The organism is Streptomyces sp. NPDC057253 (assembly GCF_042669125.1).
Lineage (GTDB): Bacteria > Actinomycetota > Actinomycetes > Streptomycetales > Streptomycetaceae > Streptomyces.
This window is the reverse complement of record NZ_JBHUXV010000036.1, coordinates 1-26,450: the sequence shown is the minus strand read 5'-3', so window position 1 is coordinate 26,450 and position 26,450 is coordinate 1. Positions and strand designations below refer to the sequence as shown.

At 72.8% G+C, this 26,450-nt stretch carries 26 protein-coding genes; 17 read left to right on the top strand and 9 right to left on the bottom strand.

Annotation, left to right across the window (positions count from 1 at the left end):
- The first annotated feature begins 57 nt into the window (after positions 1 to 57).
- Positions 58 to 1,500 carry a hydrolase gene (locus ACFULQ_RS21025; protein WP_383546121.1) on the top strand — a complete coding sequence of 481 codons (1,443 nt, stop codon included), beginning with the start codon at positions 58 to 60 and terminating at the stop codon, positions 1,498 to 1,500.
- A gap of 265 nt (positions 1,501 to 1,765) precedes the next feature.
- On the opposite strand, the gene ACFULQ_RS21020 is transcribed toward ACFULQ_RS21025, so the two are convergent.
- Complete coding sequence (locus tag ACFULQ_RS21020) at positions 1,766 to 2,317, bottom strand: GNAT family N-acetyltransferase (protein ID WP_383546119.1); 552 nt, start codon at positions 2,315 to 2,317, stop codon at positions 1,766 to 1,768.
- Positions 2,318 to 2,361: 44 nt separating this feature from the next.
- Here ACFULQ_RS21020 and ACFULQ_RS21015 point away from each other — a divergent pair, with 44 nt between their 5' ends.
- Complete coding sequence (locus tag ACFULQ_RS21015) at positions 2,362 to 3,087, top strand: phosphotransferase family protein (protein ID WP_383546117.1); 726 nt, start codon at positions 2,362 to 2,364, stop codon at positions 3,085 to 3,087.
- Positions 3,088 to 3,192: 105 nt separating this feature from the next.
- Here the strand turns inward: ACFULQ_RS21015 and ACFULQ_RS21010 are convergent, their stop codons facing one another.
- The gene (locus ACFULQ_RS21010; protein WP_383546115.1) at positions 3,193 to 3,633 is read right to left on the bottom strand and encodes an SPW repeat protein; all 441 of its coding nucleotides are present in this window, start codon (positions 3,631 to 3,633) and stop codon (positions 3,193 to 3,195) included.
- A gap of 155 nt (positions 3,634 to 3,788) precedes the next feature.
- Positions 3,789 to 4,457, bottom strand: coding sequence for a sigma-70 family RNA polymerase sigma factor (locus tag ACFULQ_RS21005; RefSeq protein WP_383546114.1), 669 nt, complete (start codon positions 4,455 to 4,457; stop codon positions 3,789 to 3,791).
- A 162-nt stretch (positions 4,458 to 4,619) separates the two neighbouring features.
- On the opposite strand from ACFULQ_RS21005, the gene ACFULQ_RS21000 reads away from it, so the two are divergent.
- The gene (locus tag ACFULQ_RS21000; RefSeq protein ID WP_383546112.1) at positions 4,620 to 5,744 is read left to right on the top strand and encodes a MerR family transcriptional regulator; all 1,125 of its coding nucleotides are present in this window, start codon (positions 4,620 to 4,622) and stop codon (positions 5,742 to 5,744) included.
- Here the strand turns inward: ACFULQ_RS21000 and ACFULQ_RS20995 are convergent.
- Together ACFULQ_RS20995 and ACFULQ_RS20990 are read right to left on the bottom strand one after the other, a co-directional pair.
- Positions 5,719 to 7,092, bottom strand: coding sequence for a cryptochrome/photolyase family protein (locus tag ACFULQ_RS20995; RefSeq protein WP_383546110.1), 1,374 nt, complete (start codon positions 7,090 to 7,092; stop codon positions 5,719 to 5,721). The genes ACFULQ_RS21000 and ACFULQ_RS20995 overlap by 26 nt on opposite strands.
- A gap of 43 nt (positions 7,093 to 7,135) precedes the next feature.
- The gene (locus ACFULQ_RS20990; protein WP_383546108.1) at positions 7,136 to 8,662 is read right to left on the bottom strand and encodes an SDR family oxidoreductase; all 1,527 of its coding nucleotides are present in this window, start codon (positions 8,660 to 8,662) and stop codon (positions 7,136 to 7,138) included.
- Positions 8,663 to 8,769: 107 nt separating this feature from the next.
- Between ACFULQ_RS20990 and ACFULQ_RS20985 the strand changes: the two genes are divergently transcribed.
- From ACFULQ_RS20985 to ACFULQ_RS20975, 3 genes are all read left to right on the top strand, one after another.
- Positions 8,770 to 9,273, top strand: coding sequence for a MarR family winged helix-turn-helix transcriptional regulator (locus ACFULQ_RS20985; protein ID WP_383546106.1), 504 nt, complete (start codon positions 8,770 to 8,772; stop codon positions 9,271 to 9,273).
- 90 nt (positions 9,274 to 9,363) lie between these two features.
- Positions 9,364 to 11,430, top strand: a complete 2,067-nt coding sequence (locus ACFULQ_RS20980; RefSeq protein WP_383546105.1) for an MMPL family transporter — start codon at positions 9,364 to 9,366, stop codon at positions 11,428 to 11,430.
- Positions 11,431 to 11,483: 53 nt separating this feature from the next.
- Positions 11,484 to 11,672 (top strand): hypothetical protein, encoded by a 189-nt coding sequence (locus tag ACFULQ_RS20975; RefSeq protein WP_383546104.1) that lies wholly within the window; start codon positions 11,484 to 11,486, stop codon positions 11,670 to 11,672.
- A gap of 4 nt (positions 11,673 to 11,676) precedes the next feature.
- On the opposite strand, the gene ACFULQ_RS20970 is transcribed toward ACFULQ_RS20975, so the two are convergent.
- On the bottom strand, positions 11,677 to 12,597 hold the full coding sequence (locus tag ACFULQ_RS20970; RefSeq protein WP_383546103.1) for a LysR family transcriptional regulator: 921 nt from the start codon (positions 12,595 to 12,597) through the stop codon (positions 11,677 to 11,679).
- Between the two features lie 137 nt (positions 12,598 to 12,734).
- Here ACFULQ_RS20970 and ACFULQ_RS20965 point away from each other — a divergent pair, with 137 nt between their 5' ends.
- From ACFULQ_RS20965 to ACFULQ_RS20940, 6 genes are all read left to right on the top strand, one after another.
- Positions 12,735 to 12,818, top strand: coding sequence for a putative leader peptide (locus ACFULQ_RS20965; protein WP_350760414.1), 84 nt, complete (start codon positions 12,735 to 12,737; stop codon positions 12,816 to 12,818).
- A 119-nt stretch (positions 12,819 to 12,937) separates the two neighbouring features.
- Positions 12,938 to 14,047, top strand: a complete 1,110-nt coding sequence (gene sfnG / locus ACFULQ_RS20960; RefSeq protein WP_383546102.1) for a dimethylsulfone monooxygenase SfnG — start codon at positions 12,938 to 12,940, stop codon at positions 14,045 to 14,047.
- A 13-nt stretch (positions 14,048 to 14,060) separates the two neighbouring features.
- Positions 14,061 to 15,278 (top strand): acyl-CoA dehydrogenase family protein, encoded by a 1,218-nt coding sequence (locus tag ACFULQ_RS20955; protein ID WP_383546101.1) that lies wholly within the window; start codon positions 14,061 to 14,063, stop codon positions 15,276 to 15,278.
- Between the two features lie 68 nt (positions 15,279 to 15,346).
- The gene (gene ssuE / locus ACFULQ_RS20950; RefSeq protein WP_383546099.1) at positions 15,347 to 15,901 is read left to right on the top strand and encodes an NADPH-dependent FMN reductase; all 555 of its coding nucleotides are present in this window, start codon (positions 15,347 to 15,349) and stop codon (positions 15,899 to 15,901) included.
- A 5-nt stretch (positions 15,902 to 15,906) separates the two neighbouring features.
- The gene (locus ACFULQ_RS20945; protein ID WP_383546097.1) at positions 15,907 to 17,091 is read left to right on the top strand and encodes an SfnB family sulfur acquisition oxidoreductase; all 1,185 of its coding nucleotides are present in this window, start codon (positions 15,907 to 15,909) and stop codon (positions 17,089 to 17,091) included.
- Positions 17,092 to 17,119: 28 nt separating this feature from the next.
- Entirely contained in the window at positions 17,120 to 18,265 is a 1,146-nt protein-coding gene (locus ACFULQ_RS20940; protein ID WP_383546095.1) for an LLM class flavin-dependent oxidoreductase, read from the top strand.
- Between the two features lie 99 nt (positions 18,266 to 18,364).
- Here the strand turns inward: ACFULQ_RS20940 and ACFULQ_RS20935 are convergent, their stop codons facing one another.
- On the bottom strand, positions 18,365 to 19,411 hold the full coding sequence (locus ACFULQ_RS20935) for an acyl-CoA dehydrogenase family protein (protein WP_383546093.1): 1,047 nt from the start codon (positions 19,409 to 19,411) through the stop codon (positions 18,365 to 18,367).
- Positions 19,412 to 19,505: 94 nt separating this feature from the next.
- Between ACFULQ_RS20935 and ACFULQ_RS20930 the strand changes: the two genes are divergently transcribed.
- The 3 genes from ACFULQ_RS20930 to ACFULQ_RS20920 all read left to right on the top strand — a co-directional run bounded on the left by ACFULQ_RS20930 (position 19,506) and on the right by ACFULQ_RS20920 (position 22,473).
- Positions 19,506 to 19,862, top strand: a complete 357-nt coding sequence (locus ACFULQ_RS20930) for a YciI family protein (protein ID WP_383546091.1) — start codon at positions 19,506 to 19,508, stop codon at positions 19,860 to 19,862.
- Positions 19,862 to 21,049: an RNA polymerase sigma factor gene (locus ACFULQ_RS20925; protein ID WP_383546090.1), complete on the top strand. Its 1,188-nt coding sequence runs from the start codon at positions 19,862 to 19,864 to the stop codon at positions 21,047 to 21,049. Before ACFULQ_RS20930 ends, ACFULQ_RS20925 begins: the two co-directional genes overlap by 1 nt.
- Before the next feature lie 101 nt (positions 21,050 to 21,150).
- Complete coding sequence (locus tag ACFULQ_RS20920; protein WP_383546088.1) at positions 21,151 to 22,473, top strand: aldehyde dehydrogenase family protein; 1,323 nt, start codon at positions 21,151 to 21,153, stop codon at positions 22,471 to 22,473.
- Positions 22,474 to 22,492: 19 nt separating this feature from the next.
- Here the strand turns inward: ACFULQ_RS20920 and ACFULQ_RS20915 are convergent, their stop codons facing one another.
- On the bottom strand, positions 22,493 to 23,395 hold the full coding sequence (locus ACFULQ_RS20915) for an amidohydrolase family protein (protein ID WP_383546086.1): 903 nt from the start codon (positions 23,393 to 23,395) through the stop codon (positions 22,493 to 22,495).
- Between the two features lie 186 nt (positions 23,396 to 23,581).
- Between ACFULQ_RS20915 and ACFULQ_RS20910 the strand changes: the two genes are divergently transcribed.
- Positions 23,582 to 24,325, top strand: a complete 744-nt coding sequence (locus tag ACFULQ_RS20910; RefSeq protein WP_383546188.1) for a tRNA-dependent cyclodipeptide synthase — start codon at positions 23,582 to 23,584, stop codon at positions 24,323 to 24,325.
- Positions 24,326 to 24,423: 98 nt separating this feature from the next.
- Complete coding sequence (locus tag ACFULQ_RS20905) at positions 24,424 to 25,308, top strand: NAD(P)-dependent oxidoreductase (protein ID WP_383546085.1); 885 nt, start codon at positions 24,424 to 24,426, stop codon at positions 25,306 to 25,308.
- Between the two features lie 203 nt (positions 25,309 to 25,511).
- On the opposite strand, the gene ACFULQ_RS20900 is transcribed toward ACFULQ_RS20905, so the two are convergent.
- A complete protein-coding gene (locus tag ACFULQ_RS20900) occupies positions 25,512 to 26,306 on the bottom strand; it encodes an IclR family transcriptional regulator (protein ID WP_383546083.1) in 795 nt (264 codons plus the stop codon).
- Positions 26,307 to 26,450: the final 144 nt, after the last annotated feature.

Sequence of the window (26,450 nt, the reverse complement as noted above, 5' to 3'; positions counted from 1 at the left end):
GCGCGTAGTTCCCACCCCTGGCACCACCCTCCCCAACTCCCCACGGAGGTATGCAGGATGCTCGGACTCACCGGACCCCGCTACAGACTCGGCGCGGTCCTCGCCGGATTCACCCTCGTCGCCACAGGCGTCGCCGTGCAGGCGACCGCCACCCCCGCCGCCGCTGCCACCCCGCACCGGATCCTCTTCGACGACGGTCACGCCGAGGAGGCGGGCAACGCGGACTGGATCATCTCCACCAGCAAGCCCGACCCGCTCTCCCAGGACTCCTCGCCGTCGTCGGAGACGGACTGGACGGGTGCGCTCTCCTCATGGGGCGTCGCCCTCCAGAAGACCGGCGACTACAGCCTCAAGACCGCGACGAGCGCCCTCACCTACGGCGGCTCCTCGGCCACCGACCTGTCAAACTTCGACACCCTGGTGCTGCCCGAACCCAACACGCTCTTCACCACCGCCGAGAAGACGGCGATCATGACCTTCGTGAAGAACGGCGGCGGCCTCTTCATGATCTCCGACCACACCGGCGCCGACCGCAACAACGACGGTGAGGACGCGGTCGAGATCCTCAACGACCTGATGACCAACAACAGCGTCGACTCCACCGACCCGTTCGGCTTCTCCATCGACTCGCTCAGCATCAGCTCGGACTACCCCTCGGCCATCAGCGACAGCAGCAACCCGGTGCTGCACGGCTCCTTCGGCACCGTCACCAAGAGCCTCATCGCCAGCGGCACCACGGCCACCCTCAAGCCCGCCGACAACTCCGCCGTCAAGGGCCTGCTCTACCGCACCGGTTACTCCGGCAACACCGGCGCCTTCTTCGCGACCAGCACCTTCGGCAGCGGCCGGGTCGCCTTCTGGGGCGACAGCTCACCCATCGACGACGGCACCGGCCAGTCCGGCAACACGCTCTACGACGGCTGGAACGACTCCGGCGCCACCAACGCGGCCCTCGCCCTGAACGCCACGGAGTGGCTGGCCGGCGCGAGCAGCAGTGGCGGCGGCTCCGGTGGCGGCTCCGGCACCTGCACCGCCGCCCAGCTGCTCGGCAACAGCGGCTTCGAGTCCGGCAGCACCACCTGGAGCGCCAGCAGCGCAGTCATCACCAACTCCAGCAGCCAGTCGCCCCGTTCGGGCTCGTACTACGCCTGGCTCGACGGCTACGGCAGCGCCACCACCGACACGCTCGCGCAGACGGTGACCATCCCGTCCGGGTGCACCACCGCCGCGCTCAGCTTCTACCTGCACGTCGACACGGCGGAGACCACCACCAGCACCGCCTACGACACGCTGAAGGTCCAGGTCCTCAACAGCTCCGGCACCGTCCTCGGCACCCTGGCGACCTACTCCAACCTCAACGCCGCCTCCGGCTACACCCAGCGCAGTTTCAGCCTGGCGAGCTACGCCGGCCAGACCGTCACCCTCAAGTTCACCGGCACGGAGGGCTCCACCCTCCAGACGTCGTTCGTCCTCGACGACACCGCGCTGAACGTCAGCTGACCACCGCCGGGACCCACCCGGTGGCGGCCGTCACCTCGGCCGCGATGTCGGCCACGGCGCGCCCGTCGGTACCCACCCGCGGGGTACCGACGGGCACGGGCCCGCCGGGGGTGGTTGTCGCTCGCCCGCGCCGGCGGGGTGCCGCTGCGCCCACCCGTGCCGCCCCAGCGGCACGACTGCCCGCAGCTAGGGCCTCATGGCAGCTGCCTCCGCATGATCCATGCGACGAGCGTGGCACGCCGACTCGCCGCCGGGCCACGCGGTTTCAGGCGCGCAGCCGCCAGGTGCGCAGGACTACCTCCCGGCCTCGCGAGGTCCTCCTGACCGGTGGCTCGTCGGTGAGTTCGAAGCCGCAGGAGCGGGCGACCGCCTCGCTGGCCGCGTTGGCGGGGTCGATGCACAGCAGCACCCGCCGGGGCCGTATCTCCCGGACGGCGTGCTCGGCCGCCAGCCGCACCGCGCGGCCGGCCAGGCCCTGGCCGCGGTGGTCCGGCCCGACACCGTAGGCGAGTTCCAGGTCCCGACCGTCCGAGCCGCTGCGGAACAGCAGTACCTCCCCGCGCGGGAGGATCCCGTCCGTGGTGATGGCCAGTTGGACCTTCCGTCCCTCCGCGTGTCCCTCCCGCGCCCCGGCGAGATACGCGCGCGCCGCGTCCAGGTCGAACGGCGAGGCCACCGGGGTCCAACGCGCCATCTCGGGATCGTCGTAGAGCGCGACCAGATCGACGAGGTCGCCGTCCGTCCACGGGCGCAACCGGACGCCGTAGCCTTCGAGGCGTACGGGTGGGACGAGGGCGAAGGGTCGGTTCGTGTCCATGGGGCGATCCTGCCCGGCGGAAGCGATCAGGTGGAGGAGACCGGGTGGAGGAGTCGGCGCTCGGCGGTGGCGCGGTCAACGAGGTCGTCCGGATCGGCGACACCGTGCGCCGCACCCGGTCCCAACGGTCCGACTTCGTACGGCAGTTGCTCGGACTGTTCGAGCGGTCCGGCTGGCCGGGGGCACCGCGCTTCCTCGGCACCGACGAGCACGGCCGGGAGATGTTCGGCTACGTGGCGGGCCGGGCCGCCGTGACCCCGCGCGAGCGCGCCGCCGCCCGTACGGACGCGGCGCTGGCGGAGGTCGCCCGACTCGTCCGTGCCTTCCACGACCTGACCCACGGGACGGCGCTCGCCGGCGACCGGGACGTCGTCTGCCACAACGACCTCGCGCCGAAGAACACCGTGTACACCGCGTGGCATCCCACGGCCTTCATCGACTGGGACCTGGCCGCCCCGGGCGAGCGGATCCACGACGTCGCCCATGTGTGCTGGCATTACCTCGGCCTGGGGCCGGACGTCACCGACGTACGGGACACCGCCCGCCGGATCCGGCTGATCTGCGACGCCTACGGTCTGGACGGGCGGGACGGGCTGCTGGACACCGTGCTGTGGTGGCAGGACCGGTGCCTGAGAGGGATCGAGGCCGGAGCGCTGCGGGGTGAGCCCGCCATGGTCCGGCTGTGTGCGCGGGGGGCCGTGGCCGAGGTGCGGGCCGCGGGGGAGTGGGTGGCCGTCAACCGGCGCGAGCTGGAGGCCTTCCTGGACTGACTCCGACCTGAGCCGGGTGCTGGACCTGCTGTCGCTTCCCGCACGGGCGAGGGCCGGTCCACGTCAGGCGGACCGGCCCTCCTGTCTCCTGTGTCGCGGGTCCTCCTACGGCCGGGGGGCGCTCTTCGCCGCCGTGGCGGTGCACATCAGCCCCAGGATCACCGCGAGGGCGCCGATGATGATGTTGTTCAGCGCCACACCGGCGTCGGGGCTGTCGCCGACGACCCAGGGGGCGATGATCATCCAGACGCCGACCGCGCAGAAGGCCCAGCTGAGGCCGTACATGCGCTCGGGGGTCTGGGTGAATCCGAGGGCCAGCAGACCGATCGCTATGCCCACGATGAGGTTGTGGGTCACGAGAGCGGGCTGGCTCGTCGTGTAGTGGAGTATCCAGGGGGACACGGCGCAGTACAGACCGAGCAGGAACACCGGTCCGTCCACGAGCGCCACATCGCGACCGCCGAGCATGCGGGCGTAGCGTTCCCGCATCTCTGAGGCATCGGGGTGACTGGTGATGTCACCTCGGGTGTGCGAGACGTTGGCCATGACTCGTCTCCTTTGACTTGCAGGCCTGACCGCGTCTGGTGCGGTGTGCGGTAAGCGCCGCCTGGGTGCATTCTGCTCTTATTTTTCCTTTATGTGTAGAGGTCGTGGGGCCTTCCCGGGGCCGCCCCCGGACGCGCCTGAGTCGACGTCGGCGATCAACGCACCGTTTCTGCATCGAAGGCGCATTCGAGTCCGCGCCGGAGCCGGTGCATGCCGCGCCGCGCGTGGCTCTTCACCGTGCCCAGCGGCCACCCCGTGCGCTCGGCGATCTGGATCTGGCTCAGGTCCTCGTAGAACGTCAGCCGCAGCACCCGCTGCTGGGCCGAGGGGAGTTTGGCGAGCTCGGCGCGCACGACAAGGCCGTCCAGGGTCGCCTCCGTCCGGTCCCCGCTGTGCTGGGTGAGGACGACCCGGGAGCTCGCCGCGACGGCCAGCTCGAACCGGCGGCCCCGTGCCTGGAGGGCGTCGGCGATCTTGCGGCGGGTGATGCCGACGATCCACCCGGCGAGCGTCCCCCGTTCGGGCCGGTAGCCCCGCCCACCGCGCCACACCCCGATGAAGACCTGCTGGGTGACGTCCTCGGCCTCCTTCGTGTCACCCAGGGAGCGCCGGGCCAGCGTGTGCACGAGCGGGGACCAGCGGTGGTACGCGGCCGTCAGGCTCGCCTCGTCGCCCGCCGCCAGTCCCCGCGCCAACTCCGCGTCGCCGGGCGCAACTTCGGTGGGCAGGGGTGCGCTCTCCATGACGGGCCGGCCTCCCGGCATCGCCCACCCGGCCGCCGGGCGGGGCGGCGCGACCGGGAGAATGCTCGACTGCGCGTCCATGGCGGCGGCTCCTCATGGTGTACGGCTCCGACGGCCGGGCGGTCCGCGAGGTACGGGCGCACCCGGTCCCCACCCGGCCGGACCGTGTGACGTCGCCGCCATCGTCCGAGCTCCGACGCAGGGGAATCAACTTGCATCGGTTCTGCGTCGTATAGTCGGGCCATGGGTGACATTCCGGAGAGCGAGGAACCGGGGACCAGGCCGGAACAGGCGTCCCGCGACACCGCTGCGAGCCTCAGCACCGGCGCCCTGGCCCGTCGGCTGGGGGTCTCCCCGACCACGCTGCGCTCCTGGGACCGCCGTTACGGCATCGGCCCCGCCGTCCGCACCGACGGCCGGCACCGCCGGTGGACCGCGCCGGACGTCGCCGTGCTGGAGACGATGTGCCGGCTCACCTCCGCCGGCGTACCCCCCGCCGAGGCGGCGCGCGCGGCCAGGGCCGCGGCCTCCCCGGAACCGGCGGGCGACCCGACCCCGCCGCGCACTCCGGAAGCAGCGGCCGGACCGGCCCCGGCACAGGGACAGGCACCGGAACCCGCGCCCCGGTCCAGGGCGGCGGGCACGCTCCCCCTGGGGGAGGTGCGGCAGGAGTGCCGGGGCCTGGCCCGGGCCGCCGTACGCCTGGACGCGCCCGCCGTGGAGGAGCAGCTGGCGACGGCCGTCGCGACCCATGGCCTGGCCGTCGCCTGGCAGGAGGTGATGGTGCCGACGCTGCACGCGGTGGGCCGCAAGTGGGCCTCGTCCGGGGACCGTTACGTCGAGGTCGAGCACCTGCTGTCCTGGCACATGTCCACCGCGCTGCGCCGCTGCACCGCTCCGCCGGCCCGGCACAGTGACGCACCCGGCCCCGGGCCGGTGGTGCTGGCCTGCGTCCCCGGCGAGCAGCACACGCTCGCGCTGGAGGCCCTCAACGCGGGCCTGAGCGAACTGCGCCTGCCCACCAGGATGTTCGGGTCCGCCGTACCCGCGGAGGCGCTGATCGCCGCCGTGGAGCGGCTCGGCCCGGCGGCCGTCGTCCTGTGGGCGCAGGCCCGCTCCACGGCGAGCCTCCCGCTGGCCCGGCACCTCGCGGCCACCCAGTGGGGCGTGAAGGGCGCGCGCAGAAGGCCCCTGGTGATGCTGGGCGGACCCGGCTGGCAGGGCCGACCCGGTCAGGGCATGCTGCGGCCGACGGCCTTCCAGGACGCCCTGGACACGCTCGCCGGTCTGTACGGCGCCGAGCCGTCGGGGCTCTCGGGGTCCCCTCGGAGGGAGCGCGGCCTCAGTCGCGGCCCCGGGCCCGCTTGAACCGGGCGAGCCCCTCGGACAGTTCCACGATCGGGTCCGGGTAGTCGAACGCGGCCCGGTCCAGTCCCCGCACCTTCCACGGCTCGTGCACCAAGGACCCCTCCAGCGAGGCCAGTTCAGGCACCCAGCGGCGCACGTACGCGCCGTCCGGGTCGTACCGCTTGGCCTGGGTGACCGGGTTGAGGACCCGGTTGGGCCGGGTGTCGGTGCCGGTGCCCGCCATCCACTGCCAGTTGAGCTGGTTGTTGGCCACGTCACCGTCCACCAGCAGGTCCAGGAAGTGCCGGGCACCGACCCGCCAGTCCACGTAGAGCGTCTTGGCGAGGAAGCTCGCGGTCAGGAGACGGCCGCGGTTGTGCATCCACCCCTCGTGCCGCAGCTGGCGCATCGCCGCGTCGACGACCGGGTAGCCGGTCCGGCCCTCCTTCCACGCCTCGACGTCCTCCTTGGCCGCCCGCTCGGAGCGCCAACGGTCGTGCTGGGTGCGGTAGTCGGCGCCGGCCGCGGCGGGGCGCGCGGCGAGCACCTGACGGTGGAAGTCGCGCCAGGCGAGCTGCCGTACGAAGGCCTCGGCGCCCGGACCGCCCGCCCGGCGCGCCCGGTGCACGAGTTCGAGGGGGGACAGCGTGCCGAAGTGCAGGTGCGGGGAGAGCCGGGAGGTCGCGTCACCGGCCAGGTCGTCGTGCCGGTCCTCGTACGCGGCCACCCCGGAGCGCAGCCAGCCGGTGAGGCTCTTGCGGCCCGCGCTCTCCCCGCCCGCCGCGAGCCCCTCCGAGAGTCCGGACAGGTCGGCGCGGGACGGCAGCGGCTCGGATCCGACGCCGTCCGGGACCCGCACGGTCCGCGGCGCCGCGAGCGGTTCCCGCAGCCGCTCCTGCGACCAGCGCCGGAAGTAGGGCGTGAACACGGCGAAGTGGTCCGAGGCCGACGGGAGCACCGCGCCGGGCGCGACGGCCGTGGACACCGTCTCGTGCACATGCAGCCGGACGCCCTCGCCCTCCAGGGCCCGCCGCAGCCGCCGCTCCCGCCGGTGGGCGTGCGCGCTGGCGTCGGCGGCCATGTGCACCTCGTCGGCGTCCGCCTCGGCGGCGACCTTGCACACCTCCTCGACCGGGTCGCCGGAGCGCACCACCAGCCGCCCGCCCCGCTCGCGCAGCCCGGCGTCCAGATCGCGCAGACAGTCGGCGAGGAACGCCAGCCGGTTCGGTACGGCGAAACCGGCGGCGTCCACGGTCCGGTCCCGCACGAACAGCGGGACGACCTCCTCGGTGCCGTCGAGCGCCGCGCTGAGCGGCGGGTGGTCGTGCAGCCGCAGGTCACAGGTGAACAGGACGACCGAGATGCTCATGGTGCGTGCTCCGGGTGCAGAGAGAGAAGAGGGGGCCGGGCGGTCAGGGGGCGGAGGCGTGCTCGGGCGCCGGGGTCGGTGAACTCGCCGCCGCCCGGGCGATGTTGCGGGCCATGCCGCCGAACACGACGGCGTGGAAGGGGGAGATGCTCCACCAGTAGGCCTGGCCGAGCAGTCCGTGCGGATGGAACAGGGCGCGCTGCCGGTACCGGGTGCGGCCGTCCTCGCCGCGGGCCACCGCCATCTCCAGCCAGGCCAGCCCCGGCAGCCGCATCTCGGCGCGCAGCCGCAGCAGCCGGCCCGGCTCGATCTCCTCGACCCGCCAGAAGTCCAGCGAGTCACCGACCCGCAGCCGGGCCGCGTCCCGGCGCCCCCGGCGCAGCCCGACCCCGCCCACCAGCCGGTCCAGCCAGCCCCGTACCGCCCACGCGAGGGGGAAGGAGTACCAGCCGTTCTCCCCGCCGATGCCCTCGACCACCCGCCACAGCGCCTCCGGCGAGGCGTCGACCACCATCTCGCGGTGGTCGTTGTAGAGGCTTCCGCCCGCCCAGTCGGGGTCGGTGGGCAGCGGATCACTCGGGGCCCCGGGCACCGACGCCGACGACCACCGGGTCGTGACCCGCGCCTGACGCACCCGCTGGAGAGCCAGTCGTACGGCGTCGTCGAAGCCGATCGGATCGGCGGGCGGCCCGGCGAGATGGCGGGCGATGTCGTGCTCGTGGCAGACCACCTCGTGCCGCAGCGACTCCGTGAGCGGCCGGGCGAGGGTGGCGGGCACCGGCGTGACCAGGCCCACCCAGTGGCTGGAGAGCCCGGGGGTGAGGACCGGCACCGGAAGGATGATCCGGCGGGGCAGACCGGCGATCGCCGCGTACCGGAGCATCATCTGCCGGTACGTCAGCACGTCCGGTCCGCCGAGGTCGAAGGCGCGGCTGACGTCGGACGGCATGCTCGCGCTGCCGACGAGGGCCCGGAGCACATCGCGGACCGCCACCGGCTGGATGCGGGTGTGCACCCAGCTCGGGGTGATCATCACGGGCAGGCGCTCGGTCAGGTACCGCAGCATCTCGAAGGAGGCCGAGCCGGAGCCGATGACGACGGCCGCCCGCAGAACTGTGGTCGGGACGCCGGAGTCGAGCAGGATGCGGGCCACCTCGGCCCGGGAGCGCAGATGCGGGGAGAGCTCGCGCTCGGGCACCCCGGCCGGGGTGAGCCCGCTGAGGTGCACGATCCGCCGTACGCCGGCGCTCCGGGCCTGCTCGGCGAAGATCCGCGCGGCCCTGCGGTCGGTCTCCTCGAAGTCCTTGCCGGACCCCATGCCGTGCACCAGGTAGTACGCCACGTCCACGCCGGCCAGAGCGCGGGCGACGGACGCCGGGTCGGTCACGTCACCGCCCACCACCTCGGCGCGGTCGGCCCAGGGGTGGTCGCGCAGCCGGCCGGGGGAGCGGGCCAGACACCGTACGCGATAGCCCGCGTCCAGCAGTTCGGGAACCAGGCGGCCCCCGATGTATCCCGTCGCACCGGTCACCAGACAGCGCGGCCCCGCGCGCGTGCCGTCGTGATCCATCGCGTCCCTGCCCTTCCTGTCGCCCCCTCGTGATCACTTCCCCCGCGCGGGCCGGTTCGGATGCGGCCCCGTCCCGCGGGAAGGCGGCGCTTCTATACGCTGATCACGTGGCGACAGCGAATCAGCGGGGACAGGACGAGCGACCCGGGTCCGGCACGGGCGGGGCGCCGACCGACCTGTACGCCTTCGCGGTACGACTGCGCCGCATGAACGGTGAGATCAACCGGCTCGTCCAGGGTTTCGCGGGCGAGCACGGTCTGCACGCCACGGACATCCAGGCACTCGCGGCGATCCTGGACGCGGACGAGCCGATGACCCCCAGCGGCCTGCGGCGGCACCTCGGGCTCACCTCGGGCGCGGTGACCGCGTGCGTGGACCGGCTGGAGCGGGCGGGGCACATCCGGCGGGTGCGGGAGAGCGCGGACCGCAGGGTCGTCCATCTGCACTACGAACAGGACGCCCGGGCGGCCGCGCGGTCGTACTTCCGTCCGCTCGCCGAGGCGACCGAGGCCGCGCGCTCCCGGTTCGGCGAGCAGGAGCTGTCCGTGGTGGTGCGCTTCCTGGAGGCGCTGAACGAGGAACTCTCCGCGGTGCGGTCGCACGGGGGCTGAACGGGGACCCGGTGACGGTCACCGACATCGAATGCTCAATGATTGAGATTGTTTGTCGTTGAGGTACCTGTCATCGAACCCTGGAGACCCATGTCCCCCGCCGTCCGACGGCCCCGTGTGCTCGTCCCCCTTCTCCTGCTGGCTGTCTGGCTCGTGGCAGGAGGCGTCCTCGGCCCCTACGCGGGCCGTCTCGGCGAGGTCGCCACCAACGACCAGGCGGCGTTCCTGCCGCGCAGCGCCGAGTCCACCGCGGTCATCGCGCAGCAGAAGGGCTTCCGGCAGCAGGAGACCCTGCCCGTGATCGTCGTCTGGACCGGCGAGGCGGTGGCCGGCCGGACGGCGGACGCCGACCGGGTGCTCGGCTCTCTCAAGGACGTCCCGGGCGTCGCCGGCGAGGTGTCACCCGCCCTCCCCTCCGAGGACGGGCAGGCACTCGAAGGCGTGGTCCCGCTGCGCCCCGACCTCGGCGATGCCCTGCCCGGCACCCTCGACCGGATCCGGTCCGCCGCCGACCGCGTCCCCGGCACGACCGTCCAGCTCGCCGGACCCGCCGCCACCCAGGCCGACCTGTCCGACGCCTTCGCCGGCATCGACGGACTGCTTCTCGCCGTCGCGCTCGCGGTCGTCCTGGTCATCCTGCTGCTCGTCTACCGCAGTGTCCTCCTGCCCCTGGTGATCATCCTCGGTTCGGTCCTCGCCCTGGGCGTGGCCTGCGCGGTGGTGTACGCCCTCGCCGACCACGACGTCGTCCGCGTCGACGGACAGGTGCAGGGCATCCTCTCCATCCTCGTGATCGGCGCGGCCACCGACTACGCCCTGCTGCTCACCGCCCGCGCTCGCGAGGAACTCGCCCGCGGCGCCGACCGGTTCACCGCCGCGAGGGCGGCGCTGCGCCGGTCCTGGGCGGCGGTCGTCGCCAGCGCGGCCACGGTGGCGCTCGGACTGCTCGCCCTGCTGCTGAGCGATCTCACCAACAACCGCGCCCTCGGCCCGGTCGGCGCCATCGGCATCGCCTGCGCCGTCCTGACCTCCCTGACCTTCCTGCCCGCCGCCCTCGCCCTCCTCGGCCGCGCCGCCTACTGGCCCGCCCGCCCCCACCGGGCCGAGGGCACGCGCGAAGGCGTCTGGCACCGGATCGCCGCCCTGGTCGACCGCTCGCCCCGCAAGGTCTGGGCGCTCACCCTCGTCGTCCTGCTGGCCGGCGCCCTCTTCGCGCTCGCCCTCACCTCGAAGGGCGTCCCCCTGGACGAGACCTTCGTCGACGACGCCCCCTCCGTCGCCGCCCAGCAGACCCTGAGCCGGCACTTCCCGGCAGGCTCGGGCAACCCGGCCGTGGTCGTCGCGGACGCCGACCGGCTCACCGAGGTCGTCCGGGCGGCGCGGGACACCGAGGGCGTCGCCTCGGCCGCGCCGGTGAGCGCCTCCGGACGCCCCGGCGCGGACCCGCTCGTCGTCGACGGACGGGTCCGTGTCGACGTCACCCTCACCGCCGCCCCCGACAGCGACACCGCCAAGGAGACCGTCGCCCGGCTGCGCACCGCCCTGCACGAGGTACCGGACGCGGGCGCCCTCGTCGGCGGCTACACCGCCCAGCAGTACGACACCCTGCGCACCGCGGAGCGCGACCGCACCCTCATCGTCCCGGTGGTCCTCGCGATCATCCTGGTCATCCTGGTCCTGCTGCTGCGCTCGCTGCTGCTTCCCGTGCTGCTGGTGGCCACCGTGGCCCTCAACTTCCTGACCACGCTGGGGGTCTCGGCCCTGGTCTTCCGCCATCTGCTCGGCTTCACCGGCACCGATCCCTCGGTGCCCCTGTACGGGTTCGTGTTCCTCGTCGCCCTCGGCGTCGACTACAACATCTTCCTGATGTCCCGGGTCCGCGAGGAGACGCTGGACCACGGCGTGCGGCAGGGGATGACGCGCGGTCTGGTCACCACCGGCGGGGTCATCACCTCCGCGGGCGTGGTGCTGGCCGCCACCTTCGCCGCCCTCGGGGTGATCCCGCTGGCCTTCCTCGCCCAGATCGCCTTCATCGTCGCCTTCGGTGTCCTGCTCGACACGCTGGTCGTCCGGTCCCTGCTCGTGCCCGCGCTGGTCCGCGACATCGGGCCCCGCGTCTGGTGGCCGACCCCCGTCGGCGAAAACCCGAAGGAGTGACATGTACGCCCCGATCCCGGGCAACCGGACTGGTACGAAACGGTTGGTCAGCGATGTGGGAGGTGTCTGCCGCTATGAGCGCGAAGGTGTTGGAGCGGTTTCCTGCGGGAGCTCCGCGCGGATCGTGGCCGGCAGAGGAGTACGCGGCGCAGAGGCGGGCGCAGGGCGAACCCGCGACCGTGGTGATGGACATCCAATCCGACGCGTTCCTCGTGGTGGTCCCGGCGCGGGACGAGGACTGACGGCTCAGCCGGGCGGGGCGAGCGTCCCGCCCAGCTGCCGGGCCCGGCGCACGAAAACTTCGTGCAGATCCTGGGCCGCCTGCGGCACCGACTCGGCCCTGCGGCGCTGGAGCATCAGCAGCACCCGGGTGGAGTCCCCCTCGATCGGCCGGTGGGTGATCGTGCCCTGCCGCTCCAGAGGATCCCCGACCACGCTGAAGTCCGGCAGCACGGTCACCCCCAGCCCCTCCGCCACCATCAGCTTGCCCATCTCGGCACCGTCGGTGGAGTAAGCGAAGGACGAGCCACGCCCCTCCAGCAGCCGGTGGACGAAGCGGTGCATGACATAGCCGGTGCGCATGGCGATCAGCGGCTGGGTCAGCAGGTCGTCCACCGGCACGCAGGTGCGCGCGGCCAGGGGACTGTCGGGGCGCAGACACACCACCGGCCGCCCGCGCAGCAGTTGCGTCGACTCGAACCCGGCCGGTGTGTCGTCACCGTCGAGGTGATTGACCAGCCCCAGGTCGAACCCGCCCTCCGACAGCGCCCGGTGGATGTCGCTCTGCTGCGCGCCGACCACCTCGACCTGGGTGAGCGGATGCGCGGCCCGGAAGTCCTCGACGGCCGGGATCAGCAGCGGCACGGTCGCCGCGTTCACCGTGCCGACCCGGACCATACGGCTGATGCGGTGCTGCTCGCCCGCCGCCGCCCGCAGCCGGTCCACCGCCTCCAGCACCCCCACGATGTGCGGCAGCAGCTCCCGGCCCTCCGCGCTCATCGTCGCCCCGGACCGCTTGCGCTCCAGCAGGTCGACCCCGAGCTCCCGCTCCAGGTTCCGCACGGTCTCGCTCAGCGCGGGCTGCGACAGGCGCAGTTCCTCCGCCGCCCGGCGCAGTGAGCCGAGCCGGGTCACCGCGGCGATGTATTCCAGCTGTTCCGTCCGCATGCCCGCAGAATGCGCGGCAATTCCGGCCCGGTTCAAGGGTTTCCCTGTCACACGTTCGTGAAATTCAATGGTCCGCGATACGAGACCGGTCGGGTTTTCCTTGACGCCTCTCCCGGGCGGCTGTCACGATCGGTGACATGAAGATGCGACTGGACCTCACGCGGCGACGCCATGTCGACCTCGCGCGCGTCTCCAGCGCCTCCTGTTGCGCCGCGGCCTGATCAACCGTCTTCGATCCGCCGCGCTTTCTGCTTTTCCCACCCGAATTCACCCGTGCCCGTAACCATGGCCAGGCCCTGAATTCGGCGTGCCCGAAAACATTCCGCAACAGGAGTCACGCATGCCTGCCGCGCCCGTGAAATTCGCCTACTGGGTCCCCAACGTCAGCGGAGGACTCGTCACCAGCAAGATCGAGCAGCGCACCGACTGGGGCTACGACTACAACCGCGAGCTCGCCGTCCTCGCCGAGAACAACGGCTTCGACTACGCCCTCAGCCAGGTCCGCTACATGGCCAGCTACGGCGCCGAGTACCAGCACGAGTCGACCAGCTTCAGCCTCGCCCTGCTCCTCGCCACCGAGCGGCTGAAGGTCATCGCCGCCGTCCACCCCGGGCTGTGGCACCCCGGCGTCCTCGCCAAGCTCGGCGCCACCGCCGACCACCTCTCCAAGGGCCGCTTCGCCGTCAACGTCGTCTCGGGCTGGTTCAAGGGCGAGTTCACCGCCCTCGGCGAGCCCTGGCTGGAGCACGACGAGCGCTACCGCCGCTCCGAGGAGTTCATCACCGCACTGCGCAGGATCTGGACCGAGGACCACGCCGAACTCGCCGGGGACTTCTACCGGTTGCGTGACTTCTCCCTCAAGCCCAAGCCGCTCAACACCGTCGAGCGCCCGCACCCGGAGATCTTCCAGGGCGGCAACTCCACCGCCGCCCGGCAGATGGCCGGCCGGGTCTCCGACTGGTACTTCTCCAACGGCAAGGACTTCGACGGGGTCACCGAGCAGATCACCGACGTCCGCAAGGCCGCCGCCGAAGTGGGCCGCACCGCACCGAAGTTCGGCCTCAACGGCTTCCTCATCGCCCGCGACACCGAGGCCGAGGCCCGCGACACGCTCCGGGAGATCGTCGCCAAGGCCGACAGCGAGGCCGTCGAGGGATTCGGCGCCGCGGTCAAGCAGGCCGGACAGTCCACCGGCGACAAGAAGGGCATGTGGCAGGACTCCACCTTCGAGGACCTGGTCCAGTACAACGACGGCTTCCGCACCGGCCTCATCGGCACCCCGGAGCAGATCGCCGAGCGGATCGTCGCCTACAGGAAGCTCGGCGTCGACCTGCTCCTGCTCGGCTTCCTGCACTACCACGAGGAGGTCGCGTACTTCGGCAAGCGAGTGCTGCCCCTCGTGCGTGAACTGGAAGCCCAGCAGCCCGAGTCCGCTCCCGCCCAGGTCTGAGGAGGTCACCGACATGAGCACCGCCACGCACACCGACTGGCAGACCCGCCCCGCCCCCCAGACCGCGGCCGGCTGGATCGCCCGCGCCGCCGAGGTGGCCGCCGTCCTCGCCACCGACGCCGCGGCCCGCGACCACGCGGGCGCCACCCCCTACGCCGAGGTCCAGCTCCTCAAGGACTCCGGCCTGGTCACCCTCCTCGGCCCCACCGAGCGCGGCGGCGCGGGCCAGGACTGGCCCACCGCCTACCGGGTGATCCGCGAGATCGCCAAGGCCGACGGCTCCATCGGCCAGCTCCTCGGCTACCACTACCTGTGGTTCTGGGCCGCCCGCCTGGTCGGCACCCGCGAGCAGTGGGAGCACGTCGAGGCCGAGGCCACCGTGAACCGCTGGTTCTTCGGAGGGGCGGTCAATCCGCGCGACCAGGACGTCGTCGTGACCGAGGACGGCGACGACCTCGTCTACACCGGCCGCAAGTCCTTCTCCACCGGCAGCAAGGTCTCCGACGTCACCGTCCTCGAAGGCGTCCTGGAAGGCACCGACCAGCACGTCTTCGCCATCGTGCCCTCCGACTCCGAGGGCCTGACCTTCCACGACGACTGGGACAACATCGGCCAGCGCCTCACCGAGAGCGGCGGCGTCTCCCTCGACGGCGTGCGCACCCCCTGGTCGTCCGCGGCCGGATACGTCGACAAGGTCTTCCAGCCGCGCGTCTACAACACCCTCAACGTACCCACCATCCAGCTGGTCTTCGTCAACTTCTACCTGGGCATCGCGGGCGGCGCACTGGAGACGGCCGCCACCTACACCCGCGAGAAGTCCCGCTCCTGGCTGCACGGCGGCTTCGAGCGCGCGGTCGACGAGCCGTACGTCATCGACACCTACGGCGACCTCACCGCCAAGCTCTGGGCGGCCGAGGCCCTCGCCGACGCCGTGGCCGCCGAGGGGCAGAAGCTGCACGACGACCCCGACGCGGTCACGGAGAAGGCGCGCGGTGACTTCGAGGTCCGGGTGGCCGCGGTCAAGGCCCGCGCCACCGACGTGGCCCTGGAGGTCGCCGGCCGGATCTTCGAGGTGACGGGAGCCCGCTCCACGGCCACCGCGGAGGGCCTGGACCGGTTCTGGCGCAACGTCCGCACCCACACCCTCCACGACCCGGTCGCCTACAAGCGGCGCGAGGTCGGCCGCTGGGTCCTGGAGGGCGAACTGCCCGAACCCACCTGGTACTCCTGACCGCTCTCCCGGGGCGCCCCCCTCCTGAACCGGGGGCGCCCCGCCCCTCCTCCCCGAAAGAGGACCGCATGGCCACCGTCCTGTCCGTCTCCGGCAGCCCCTCCGCCTCCTCCCGCACCAACCGGCTGCTGCGCCACCTCGACCGGCGCCTCGCCGCCCAGGGCCACGAGGTGATCCCGCTCGACGTCCGCACCATTCCCGCCGAGGCCCTGCTCGGCGCCGACTTCACGCACCCGGCGATCGTCGAGGCGACCGAGCTGTTCGCGCGCGCCGACGGGGTCGTGGTCGGCACCCCGGTCTACAAGGCGTCGTACTCCGGAGTCCTCAAGGCGCTGCTCGACCTGCTCCCGCAGTACGCCCTCGCCGGCAAGACCGTGCTGCCCCTGGCCACCGGCGGCTCCACCGCCCACGTCCTCGCCATCGACTACGCCCTGCGGCCCGTCCTCAGCTCCATGGGCGCGGCCCACATCGTGCAGGGCTGGTTCACTCTCGACAAGGACATCACGGTGCACGAGGACGGTTCGCTCAGCGTGGCGCCACCGGCGACCGAGGCCCTGACCCAGGTCGTCGACCAGTTCTCGACCGCGCTGGGCCGGCGGCCGGTCCTGGCGGCGGCGAGCTGAACGGCATGTCCGCCCATGTGATCGCGGACGACGCGGAGGCCCTCGCGGTCGCCGCGTCGCTCGCCGCCGGGTTCCGCGCGGACGCCTCCGTCCGGGACGCCGAACGCAGGCTCCCGCGCGCGGAGTTGGACCGCCTCTCCGCCGCGGGGCTGCTCGCCGTCACCGTCCCCGCCGAGCACGGCGGAGCGGACGTGAGCGCGCTGACCCTCGCCGAGATCATCCGCCTGCTCGCCGCCGCCGACGCGAGCCTGGCGCAGATCCCGCAGAGCCACTTCGCCTACGTCAATGTGATCCGCCGTCAGGGCACCGACGAGCAGCGGAAGTTCTTCTTCGCCGAGCTGCTCGCCGGCCGCCGCTTCGGCAACGCCCAGTCCGAGGCGGGCACCAGGCACGTCCAGGACATCCGCACCCGCCTGCACCCCCGACCCGAAGGCTCCTACCGCCTCGAAGGCGTCAAGCAGTACTCCACCGGCGCCCTGTTCGCCGACTGGATCCCGGTGCTGGCCCGAGCCGAGGACGACAAGCTCCATGTCGCCTACGTGCCGAGAGACGCCAAGGGCTTCACGGTGATCGACGACTGGGACGGACTCGGCCAGCGTACGACGGCCAGCGGCACCGTCCGCCTCGACGGCGTCGAGGTCCCGGCCGACCGGGTCCTGCCGCACCACCTCACCTTCGAGGGTCCCCAACTCCATGGAGCGGTGGCCCAGTTGCTGCATGCCGCCATCGACGCCGGGATCGCCGGGGCAGCGCTGACGGAGGCCGCCGAGTTCGTCCGGACGAAGAGCCGCCCGTGGTTCGAGAGCGGGGTCGAGACGGCCGCCGAGGATCCCCTGCTGATCCAGCGCTTCGGTGAACTGGCCCTCCAGGTAAGGGCGTCGGAGGCGTTGCTGCGGGAGGCCGCCCGCGCGGTCGACCGTGCGCAGGCCGACCTGACCGACGACTCGGCGGCGGAGGCGTCCCTCGCGGTCGCGGCGGCCAAGGTGTCGGCGGCCCGGGCGGCGGTGGAGGTGGCGAGCGCCCTCTTCGAGGTCTCCGGCACGCGCGCGGCCCTCAAGTCCCTGAACCTGGACCGGCATTGGCGTGACGCCCGGACCCACACCCTGCACGACCCGACCCGCTGGAAGATCCAGCACATCGGCCGTCACGTGCTCAACGGCACCCGGCCGCCCCGCCACGGGCTGCTCTAGCGGCACCTTCCAGATCGGAGACCCCCACGTGTCCCTCACCTTCCACTGGTTCCTGCCCACCAACGGCGACAGCCGCCATGTCGTGGGCGGCGGACACGGCACGCCCGCCACCGTCTCCGGACGGGACCGGCCGCCGACGGTCGCCTACCTGAGCCAGATCGGCCGCGCGGCCGAGGACCTGGGGTTCGTGGGCGCACTCACCCCCACGGGCGCCTGGTGCGAGGACGCGTGGCTGACCACCGCCATGGTCAGCCAGAACACCGAACGGCTGAAGTTCCTGGTCGCCTTCCGGCCCGGCTTCGTCTCGCCGACGCTCGCCGCCCAGATGGCGTCCACCTTCCAGCGCCAGTCCGGCGGCCGGCTCCTGCTCAACGTGGTCACCGGCGGCGAGAGCCACGAGCAGCGGGCCTACGGGGACTTCCTCGACAAGGACGCCCGCTATCGCCGTACCGGAGAATTCCTGGAAGTGGTACGGGGGTTGTGGGAGGGCAAGACCGTCGACCTGAACGGCGAGCACCTGCGGGTCGAGGACGCCAAGCTGGCCAGGGTGCCCGACCCGGTGCCCGAGGTGTACTTCGGCGGGTCCTCGCCGATCGCGGGGGAGGTCGCCGCGAAGTACGTCGACGTCTACCTCACCTGGGGCGAGCCGCCCGCGCAGGTCGCCGAGAAGATCGCCTGGATCCGGGGGCTCGCGGCGAAGGAGGGCCGCACCCTGCGCTTCGGGATCCGGCTGCACGTCATCACCCGCGACACCTCCGAGCAGGCCTGGGCGGAAGCGAACCGGCTCCTCGCGGGCTTCGACCCCGAGACCGTCAGGTCGGTGCAGGCCGGGCTCGCCCGCAGTGAGTCCGAGGGGCAGCAGCGGATGCTCGCCCTGCACGGCGGCGGCGACCGGAACGGGCTGGAGATCCACCCCAACCTGTGGGCCGGCATCGGCCTGGTGCGCGGCGGCGCGGGCACCGCGCTGGTCGGCAGCCACGACGAGGTCGCCGAGCGGATCAAGGAGTACCACGCCCTCGGCATCGACGAGTTCGTGCTCTCCGGCTACCCGCATCTGGAGGAGGCGTACTGGTTCGGCGAGGGAGTCCTGCCGCGGCTGGCCGCGCAGGGGCTGTGGCACCACCCGTCCGGCAAGCAGGAGGCACCCTCGGCACAGGTGCCGTTCGCGAGCTGAGACGCCCTCACTCCGGCCGCACAGGCACTAGCTCTTCGCGCGAGGGCGTCCAGATGCGCTCGCCGCGCCTCGGACGACCGCACTGCCGCCGGACTGGCACTAACTCCTCGCCAGTGCCTCCAGATGTGCTCGCCGCACCTCGGCCGTCTGCCCCTGCACCAGCAGGAACATCCCCTCGCGGAACAGCCGTTGGGCCGTGCCGTCGAGGGCCGTGGCCCGGCCGCCCCCGGCCACGACCGCCGCGGTCGTGGCCGCGCGCATCAGGTCGTACGACCGCGTCTTGAGCGCCAGCCGTTCCGCGATGCGCTCGTGCGGGACGGGATGCCCGGCCAGCTCGTACACCTGCCGGCGCACCTCGGCGAGGCGCCCGCGCAGGGCACCCGCGGTCTCCGGCTCGCCCGCGTCCTCCAGTACGTCCAGCGCCGCGTACGCCACCCCGAAGACGGCGGGGGAGGCGTTGGTGTTGCGGGGCAGGTCGATCAGCGCGAACTTCTCCTGCGGGGTGCGCAGCACCACCGACTCGTCGGGCAGCCACAGACCGTCAAGGGCCAGGGACACCGTGCGGGACGCGCCGAGCGCCGCCAGCCGCATCGGCTCCGACGCCCTGAGCCCCGGCTGCTCGCGCGCCTCGGTGAACGCGAACACCACCTCGTCCGCCTCGCTCACCCCGGCCAGCAGCATCACGTCGTTCAGGCCCCAGCCGGTGTACCAGGGCACCGTGCCGTCGAACCGCCAGCCGTCCCGCTCGGCCGTCGCCCGCACCGGCACCCGCGGAAAGGCACGGACGTGCGCGAAGGCGATCCCGGCCAGCAGCTCGCCGGTGGCCAGCGGGCGCAGCAGCCGCTCCCGCACCGGCAGGTCCGCCTTCGCGAGCATCCGCACCGGTGTGTGGTGCTGGGTCTGCACGAACCAGGTCGAGCAGCACGCCCCGGCGAGGATCTCCTGGACCTCCCGCGCCACCGCGTCGGGGGCACCGGCACCGCCGTACTCGACCGGCGCGCTCACCCCGAGCAGCCCCGACCGCCGGATCGCCTCGATGTGGCTCACGGGCACACCCTCCTGGTCGACCCGCGCCGCCCGCGGGGCGAGGAGGTCGTCGGCGAGGGCGCGGGCGGTGGCCAGGAGCGGGTGCGGTGCGGAGGTCATGGAGAAGATTCTCCCGATCCTGTCGCGCGGGGTGTCGATCCAGGGGTGTGGCGTTCGTGTAGGAGGTGAGACAAGCTCACAGGAGGAGAACGCCATGGGGTACTACCTGCTCAACGTCATGCAGCCCGGCTGGGACGAGCTGCCCCCGCCCGAGGTGATGGCCGAGATCGGCAAACGGCTCGACGTCTTCCACCAGGAGCTGCGCGAGGCCGGGGCCTGGGTCTTCGCCGGCGGTCTGCACGGCCCCGACGCCTCGACCGTGGTGCGCCCCCGCGACGGCGACGTCCTGATCACCGACGGACCGTACGCCGAGGGCAAGGAACAGCTCGGCGGCCTGTGCATCGTGAAGGCGCCGGAGCTGGACGCGGCCCTGGAGTGGGGGCGCAAGGCGGCCCTGGCCACCACCCTGCCCATCGAGGTACGCCCCTTCCAGCACGAGTCCGAGGACTGATGACCCTCGACATCGAGGGAGTCTTCCGCGCGGAGTACGGCCGCGCGGTAGCCGTCCTCGTCCGCTTCCTCGGCGACATCGACCTCGCCGAGGAAGCGGTCCAGGACGCCTTCACCACGGCCGTCCGGCGCTGGCCGGAGACGGGCGTGCCGCCCAGCCCGGCCGGCTGGATCATCACCACCGCCCGCAACCGTGCCGTCGACCGGCTGCGCCGCGAGTCCACCCGCGAGGCCCGGCACACCGAGGCCGCCCTGCTGCACGCCCCCGAGGCACCGCCCGAGGAGGGCCCCGTGCGCGACGAACGGCTCCGCCTCCTCTTCACCTGCTGCCACCCCGCGCTCGCCCCCCAGGCCCGGGTCGCCCTCACCCTCCGGCTGCTCGGCGGCCTCACCACCGCGCAGATCGCCCGCGCCTTCCTGGTTCCCGAGCCGACCATGGCCCAGCGCCTCGTCCGCGCCAAGGCCAAGATCCGCGACGCCCGCATCCCCTACCGCGTCCCCCGGGACGCCGACCTCCCGGACCGTCTGGACGGAGTCCTCGCCGTCGTCTACCTGATCTTCAACGAGGGCTACGGCGGCACCCCCGAGCTGTGCGACGAGGCCGTACGCCTGGGCCGGCTGCTGACCGAGCTGATGCCGGACGAACCCGAGGCCACCGGCCTGCTCGCGCTGATGCTGCTCATCGAGTCCCGCCGAGCGGCCCGCACCGACGACACCGGCGCCCTCGTCCCCCTGTCCGAGCAGGACCGTGCGCGCTGGGACCGGGAGCTCATCGCGGAGGGTCAGTCGCTCGTACGGCGATGTCTGCGCCGGAACCGGCCCGGGCCGTACCAGATCCAGGCCGCCGTCCAGGCCGTGCACAGCGACGCGCCCACCGACTGGGACCAGGTCCGCCGGCTGTACGACCAGCTCATGACGGTGGCTCCCAGCCCGGTCGTGGCCCTGAACCGCGCGGTCGCCGTGGCCGAGACGGACGGACCGGCGCCCGCCCTCGCCCTGGTGGACGCGCTGGACCTGGACGGCTACCACGTTTGGCACGCCGTCCGGGCCGACCTGCTGCGCCGCCTGGGCCGCGAGGCGGAGGCCGCGGACGCCTACGCGCGGGCCGCCGAACTCACCGAGAACCCCGCGGAACGCGCCTACCTGGAGGGTCGGCGTCGATCGCTCACGCCCCGTCACGGAAAGTAGTGCCTAGGGCGCGGAATTTCCCCTGACCGCGAAAAGGTTGCAATATACATCTGACTGTCGAGACCCGGCCGCAAGGCCCGCGCAACCCCAGCGAGGCATCCGTGAACCACCCCGCCCCCGAGCAGCCCGCCGACGTCGTCGCCCGACTGCGCGCCACCTTCCGCAGCGGCCGCACCAAGCCCGTCGAGTGGCGCACGACCCAGCTGCGCCGCCTGCGCGAGCTGCTCACGGACCAGGGCACGGAGCTGGCCGCCGCCCTCCACGCCGACCTGGGCAAGAGCTCCACCGAGGCCTTCCGCACCGAGATCGACTTCACGATCCGCGAGATCGACCACACCCTGGACCACCTCACCGACTGGCTGCGCCCCGAGTCCGCGCCGGTCCCGGCACACCTGGGCGCCGACGCCACCGCGTGGACCCAGTACGACCCGCTCGGCGTCGTCCTCGTCATCGCCCCCTGGAACTACCCGGCCCAGCTGCTGCTCGCCCCGGTGGTCGGCGCCCTCGCCGCGGGCAACGCGGTGGTCGCCAAGCCGAGCGAGCTGGCCCCGGCCACCTCCGCGGCGCTCGCCCGGCTGCTGCCCGCCTACCTGGACACCGACGCGGTGGCCGTCGTCGAGGGCGGCGTCCCCGAGACCACGGCCCTGCTCGCCGAGCGCTTCGACCACATCTTCTACACCGGCAACGGCACGGTCGGCCGGATCGTGCTGCGCGCCGCCGCCGAGCACCTCACGCCGGTCACCCTCGAACTGGGCGGCAAGTCACCGGCGTTCGTCGACCGCGACGCCGACCTCGCCGTGGTCGCCGACCGACTGGTCCGGGGCAAGTTCCTCAACGCCGGGCAGACCTGCGTCGCCCCCGACTACGTCCTGACCGACCCGGACACCGCCGCCGCCCTGGAGCCGCTCCTCGTCAAGGCCGTCGAGACGCTCTACGGCGCCGACCCGGCCGCCTCCGGCGAGTACGGCCGCATCATCAACGAACGGCACTTCGACCGGCTCACCGGACTGCTCGGCTCCGGCCGCACGGTCGTGGGCGGCGACAGCGACCGGGCCACCAAGTACCTCGCGCCCACCGTCCTCGCCGACGTCGACCCCGCGGCGCCGGTCATGCGGGAGGAGATCTTCGGCCCGATCCTGCCGATCGTCACCGTGCCCGGCCTCGACGCGGCGATCGAGTTCATCAACGACCGGGACAAGCCCCTCGCGCTGTACGTCTTCACCGACTCCGACACCACCCGCAGCCGCATCGCCGCCGAGACCTCCTCCGGCGGCCTCGGGTACGGTCTGCCGCTGGCCCATCTCACCGTCTCCGACCTGCCGTTCGGCGGGGTCGGCGAGAGCGGCATGGGCAACTACCACGGCCGGTACTCCATCGAGACCTTCAGCCACCGCAAGGCGGTCCTGGAGAAGCCGCTCGTCTGACCGCCGTCCAGGGGCGGTGTCACAACCCGAACAGGTCGGCCGCGTTGTCGTGGCAGACCGCGCGCAGCCACTGCTCGCCGAGGCCCAGCCGCTCCAGGGCCTCGAGCTGGTGCAGATAGGCGTAGGGGATGTTGGGGAAGTCGGAGCCCAGCAGGACGCGGTCGCCGGTCGCGGCCAGCCGGGGGAGCGCCTCGCGCGGGAACGGCATGAACGACTCGGTGAAGTCGGTGAAGGCCATCGTCGTGTCCAGCCGCACCTCCTCGTACCGCTCCGCGAGGTCCAGGAACTCCTCGTACTCCGGCATCCCCATGTGCGCGACGATCAGCCGCAGCCTCGGGTGCCGGGCCAGGACCCGCGCGATCGACTCGGGCCCGGTGTGCTTGCCGGGCGCGGGCCCCGAACCGCAGTGGATCACCACCGGGACCCCGGCCTCGGCCAGCACCCCCCACGCTCGGTCGAGCCGTTCGTCGGCCGGGTCGTAGGCACCCACCTGGACATGGGCCTTGAAGACCCGCGCACCCGCCTCGACGGCCTCGCGGACGTAATCCTCGACGTCCGGGTCGGGGAACAGGGTGGCGGTGTGCAGGCAGTCGGGGGTGCGACGGGCGAAGTCCGCCGCCCAGCCGTTCAGCCAGCGGGCCATACCGGGCTTGTGGGGGTAGAGCATCGCGGTGAAGGCGCGCACCCCGAACTCCCGCAGGACGGCCGTCCGTTCGGCCTCCTCCTTCCGGTAGGTGATCGGCCACTCCAGCCCGCCGGTCAGCGGCCCGACCGAGTCGAAGTAGTCCCAGACCTTGTGCAGGACCCGTTCGGGCATGAAGTGGGTGTGGACGTCGATCAGCCCCGGAAGGCCGAGGCGCCCCCAGAAACGCCGGACCTCACCGGCCTCCTCGTGGACGGATGTCGTGCGGTGATCGTTCATGCCGCCCACGATCCGCCCGGGGGGAGGGGCGATGCGAGCCTGCGGGGCCGGGAGGCGGTGAGGCGTCCGTCACACACGGTTCGCCCATCCGCGGGAGTTCCCCCGCTGATCGCTCCGGTGCGTCCGCCGGCTCTCCTACCCTCGAAGGCGACCAGCACGGCAGCACCGAGCACGGGGGACGTGACGATGTACGACTGGGCCATGCCGACGTCGCGGACGCCCGCGGTCGTGCCCCGTACGGGGGACGGCTTCGTGGCCACCCCGTTCTCCGAGCGCTGCGCGGGCCTCGTCGAGGCCGGCCACCACGTCTTCCTCGGGATCAGCCCCGGCAACGGCTGGTTCTCCGAGGACCGGCTCGTCGCGCTGCTGCGCTGGGCCGCCGCCCGCTTCACCCGGATCGAGCTCGCCCACCCCGACACCGACACGGTGGCCTGCACCTACCTCGGCCGCGGCTACGACTCCCGGCACGCCCGGGCCCGCGCCCACCGCGACGTACGCCAGACGGCCAACCGCGTCTCCCGAGCCGTGGCCACCGCACGGCTCGACCCGGACCGCCTCCGTGTCGCGCAGTTCAGCGACTTCCACGACACCCCCGCGTACCGCGCCGCCCGCGCGCGCATCGCCCGCGCCCACCGGGAACAGCCCGCCTTCCACGCCACCTGCACCCGCATGGTCACCGGCATCCTGCGCACCACGATGCCGGCCGACTGGTCGCCGACCTCGGACCAACTGACCGCCGGCGCCGAGTACTTGGACAGCGAACTCCCCTTCCTCCTCGACACCCCGGCCATCCTCGGCGTCCCGGGATCCGTCTTCGCCTACCGCGCCACCCCGGCCCTCTCGGGCTTCCTCTACGGCCCGGACGCGCCGCTCCCGGCCGCGGACACCCAGGGATTCGTCACGGTCGAGCCCCTCCCTCCGGCGCAGTGACGCCGCACCGGTCCGCCCCCGCGTTGTGCCGTCCCGCGCCGCTTCCGGCAAGCTCGACACCGGACAGCACCACCGTCTCCCCGCAGAGAGTTGACGTCATGACCGACACACTCACCGTGAGCGTCCTGGGCACCGGCATCATGGGCGCCGCCATGGCCCGCAACCTCGCCCGCGCCGGACACACCGTCCGCGCCTGGAACCGCAGCCCCGACAAGGCGCGGCCGCTGGCCGAGGACGGCATCGGGATCGCCGACAGCCCCGCCGAGGCGGTCCGGGGCGCCGATGTCGTCCTGACCATCCTGTACGACGGCCCCGCGGCCCTGGACGTGATGCGCCAGGCCGCCGAGGGCCTGCGCCCGGGCACCGCGTGGGTGCAGTCCACCACCGCCGGCGTCGAGGCGATCTCCGATCTCGCCGCCTTCGCCCGCGAGCGGGAACTGGTCTTCTTCGACGCCCCCGTGCTGGGCACCCGCCAGCCCGCCGAGGCCGGTCAGCTGCTGGTCCTCGCGGCCGGACCGGTCGACGGCCGGGACACGGTGACGCCGGTGTTCGACGCGGTCGGCGCGCGCACGGTGTGGACCGGCGAGGACGGCGCCGAGGGCAGCGCGACCCGGCTCAAGCTGGTCGCCAACAGCTGGGTGCTCTCGGTGACCAACGCGGCGGGGGAGGTGCTCGCCCTGGCGAAGGCCCTCGGCGTCGACCCGCAGGACTTCTTCGACGCCATCGACGGCGGACCGCTCGACATGGGCTACCTGCGCGCGAAGTCGGCGCTGATCCTCGACGGCCGGCTGTCACCGGCCCAGTTCGCGGTCTCCACCGCGGCCAAGGACGCCCGACTGATCGTCGAGGCCGGTGAGCGCGGCGGGGTGCGCCTGGACGTGGCCGCCGCGAGCGCCGAACGCTTCGAGCGCGCCGCCGCCCAGGGGCACGCCGACGAGGACATGGCCGCCGCGTACTTCGCAAGCTTCGACGAGAAGGCCTGACGGCGGGGGAGGGGGCCCTGCGTTGACCATGGCGGAGGTACGCCGGGTTGGCCGTGGTGGAGAGGGCCCTGCGTTGACCATGGCGGAGAGGCGCCGGGTTGGCCGTGGCGGAGCGGGCCCCGCGTTGACCATGGCGGAGGGACGCCGGGTTGGCCGTGGTGGAGAGGGCCCCTCGGCGACCATGGCGGAGCGGCCCCCGCGTGTCAGACCTCGCTGCTCAGGGGATGGCTGAAGCCCTGGTCGGAGATGAGGCGGGCCCCCTCGGCGAGCTCGGTGGCGAAGCGCTCCACGGCCTCGTACGGGAAGCGGTGGGTGGGCCCGCTCAGGGAGAGCGAGGCGACGACCTTGCCGGTACGGCCGGTCACCGGGACCGCCACGGCCGTGAGCCCCTCGTCGAACTCGCTGCTGCTGACGGCGTACCCGCGCTCGGCGGCCTCCGCGGCCCAGGTCCTCAGGCGCGCGGCCTGCTCCTCGCCCTGCGGCGAGGCGGCCGCGACCCGGCGCAGGAACGCCTCCGAGGCGTCCCGCAGCAGGATCTTCGAGGAGGCTCCGGCCCACAGGGGCTGCTCGTCACCCACGTCGACGACATGGCGCAGCGGGTGCGGGCTCTCCTCGTGGGCCACGCAGATCCGGTGCACGCCCCGGGCCACGAACAGGTTGACGGTCTCGCCGAGCCGGTCCGCGAGGTCCCGCATGACCTTGCGGGTCTCCTGCGGCACCTCCCACTGGCCACGCGCCAGATAGGCCCAGCGCCACAGCGCCGGCCCCGCGGTGTAACCGGAGGGGTGCGCGCCGAGCAGCCCGGACTCCTCCAGGGTCTGCACTAGGCGCAGCGCGGTCGTCTTGGCGAGCCCGGTCGCCTCGGTGATCTCCCGCAGGGTGACCACGGGCCGGTCCTCGGTGAGCAGGGTGAGGATGTCGAAGGCCCGCCGCACACTGCGCACCCCGCCGGACTGCTGGTCCGGTTCGCCCTCCGCCCGCGTCCGTCCGTCGCTCACCCGCTGCCTCCCCGTTGCGGCCGCTCCAGCTCTTCCGTGCGGCCCTCGACCATGATGCCTCGACCGTAGTCCGCTCTGTGGACCCAGGAAACCGCGCCACCGAGGAATTCTTGTCGCACCTCTGGATGGAGGGGGGAGGCCGGC

Coding starts and splice junctions, on each gene's coding strand:
- ACFULQ_RS20955 (WP_383546101.1), top strand. CDS start 14,061: ATGAGCACCGCCACGCACACCGACTGGCAGACCCGCCCCGCCCCCCAG.
- ACFULQ_RS20970 (WP_383546103.1), bottom strand. CDS start 12,597: ATGCGGACGGAACAGCTGGAATACATCGCCGCGGTGACCCGGCTCGGC.
- ACFULQ_RS20910 (WP_383546188.1), top strand. CDS start 23,582: ATGTACGACTGGGCCATGCCGACGTCGCGGACGCCCGCGGTCGTGCCC.
- ACFULQ_RS20975 (WP_383546104.1), top strand. CDS start 11,484: ATGTGGGAGGTGTCTGCCGCTATGAGCGCGAAGGTGTTGGAGCGGTTT.
- ssuE (WP_383546099.1), top strand. CDS start 15,347: ATGGCCACCGTCCTGTCCGTCTCCGGCAGCCCCTCCGCCTCCTCCCGC.
- ACFULQ_RS21005 (WP_383546114.1), bottom strand. CDS start 4,457: ATGGACGCGCAGTCGAGCATTCTCCCGGTCGCGCCGCCCCGCCCGGCG.
- ACFULQ_RS20990 (WP_383546108.1), bottom strand. CDS start 8,662: ATGGATCACGACGGCACGCGCGCGGGGCCGCGCTGTCTGGTGACCGGT.
- ACFULQ_RS20980 (WP_383546105.1), top strand. CDS start 9,364: ATGTCCCCCGCCGTCCGACGGCCCCGTGTGCTCGTCCCCCTTCTCCTG.
- ACFULQ_RS20925 (WP_383546090.1), top strand. CDS start 19,862: ATGACCCTCGACATCGAGGGAGTCTTCCGCGCGGAGTACGGCCGCGCG.
- ACFULQ_RS21020 (WP_383546119.1), bottom strand. CDS start 2,317: ATGGACACGAACCGACCCTTCGCCCTCGTCCCACCCGTACGCCTCGAA.
- ACFULQ_RS20945 (WP_383546097.1), top strand. CDS start 15,907: ATGTCCGCCCATGTGATCGCGGACGACGCGGAGGCCCTCGCGGTCGCC.
- sfnG (WP_383546102.1), top strand. CDS start 12,938: ATGCCTGCCGCGCCCGTGAAATTCGCCTACTGGGTCCCCAACGTCAGC.
- ACFULQ_RS20995 (WP_383546110.1), bottom strand. CDS start 7,092: ATGAGCATCTCGGTCGTCCTGTTCACCTGTGACCTGCGGCTGCACGAC.
- ACFULQ_RS20935 (WP_383546093.1), bottom strand. CDS start 19,411: ATGACCTCCGCACCGCACCCGCTCCTGGCCACCGCCCGCGCCCTCGCC.
- ACFULQ_RS20930 (WP_383546091.1), top strand. CDS start 19,506: ATGGGGTACTACCTGCTCAACGTCATGCAGCCCGGCTGGGACGAGCTG.
- ACFULQ_RS20965 (WP_350760414.1), top strand. CDS start 12,735: ATGAAGATGCGACTGGACCTCACGCGGCGACGCCATGTCGACCTCGCG.
- ACFULQ_RS21025 (WP_383546121.1), top strand. CDS start 58: ATGCTCGGACTCACCGGACCCCGCTACAGACTCGGCGCGGTCCTCGCC.
- ACFULQ_RS20905 (WP_383546085.1), top strand. CDS start 24,424: ATGACCGACACACTCACCGTGAGCGTCCTGGGCACCGGCATCATGGGC.
- ACFULQ_RS21000 (WP_383546112.1), top strand. CDS start 4,620: ATGGGTGACATTCCGGAGAGCGAGGAACCGGGGACCAGGCCGGAACAG.
- ACFULQ_RS21010 (WP_383546115.1), bottom strand. CDS start 3,633: ATGGCCAACGTCTCGCACACCCGAGGTGACATCACCAGTCACCCCGAT.
- ACFULQ_RS20915 (WP_383546086.1), bottom strand. CDS start 23,395: ATGAACGATCACCGCACGACATCCGTCCACGAGGAGGCCGGTGAGGTC.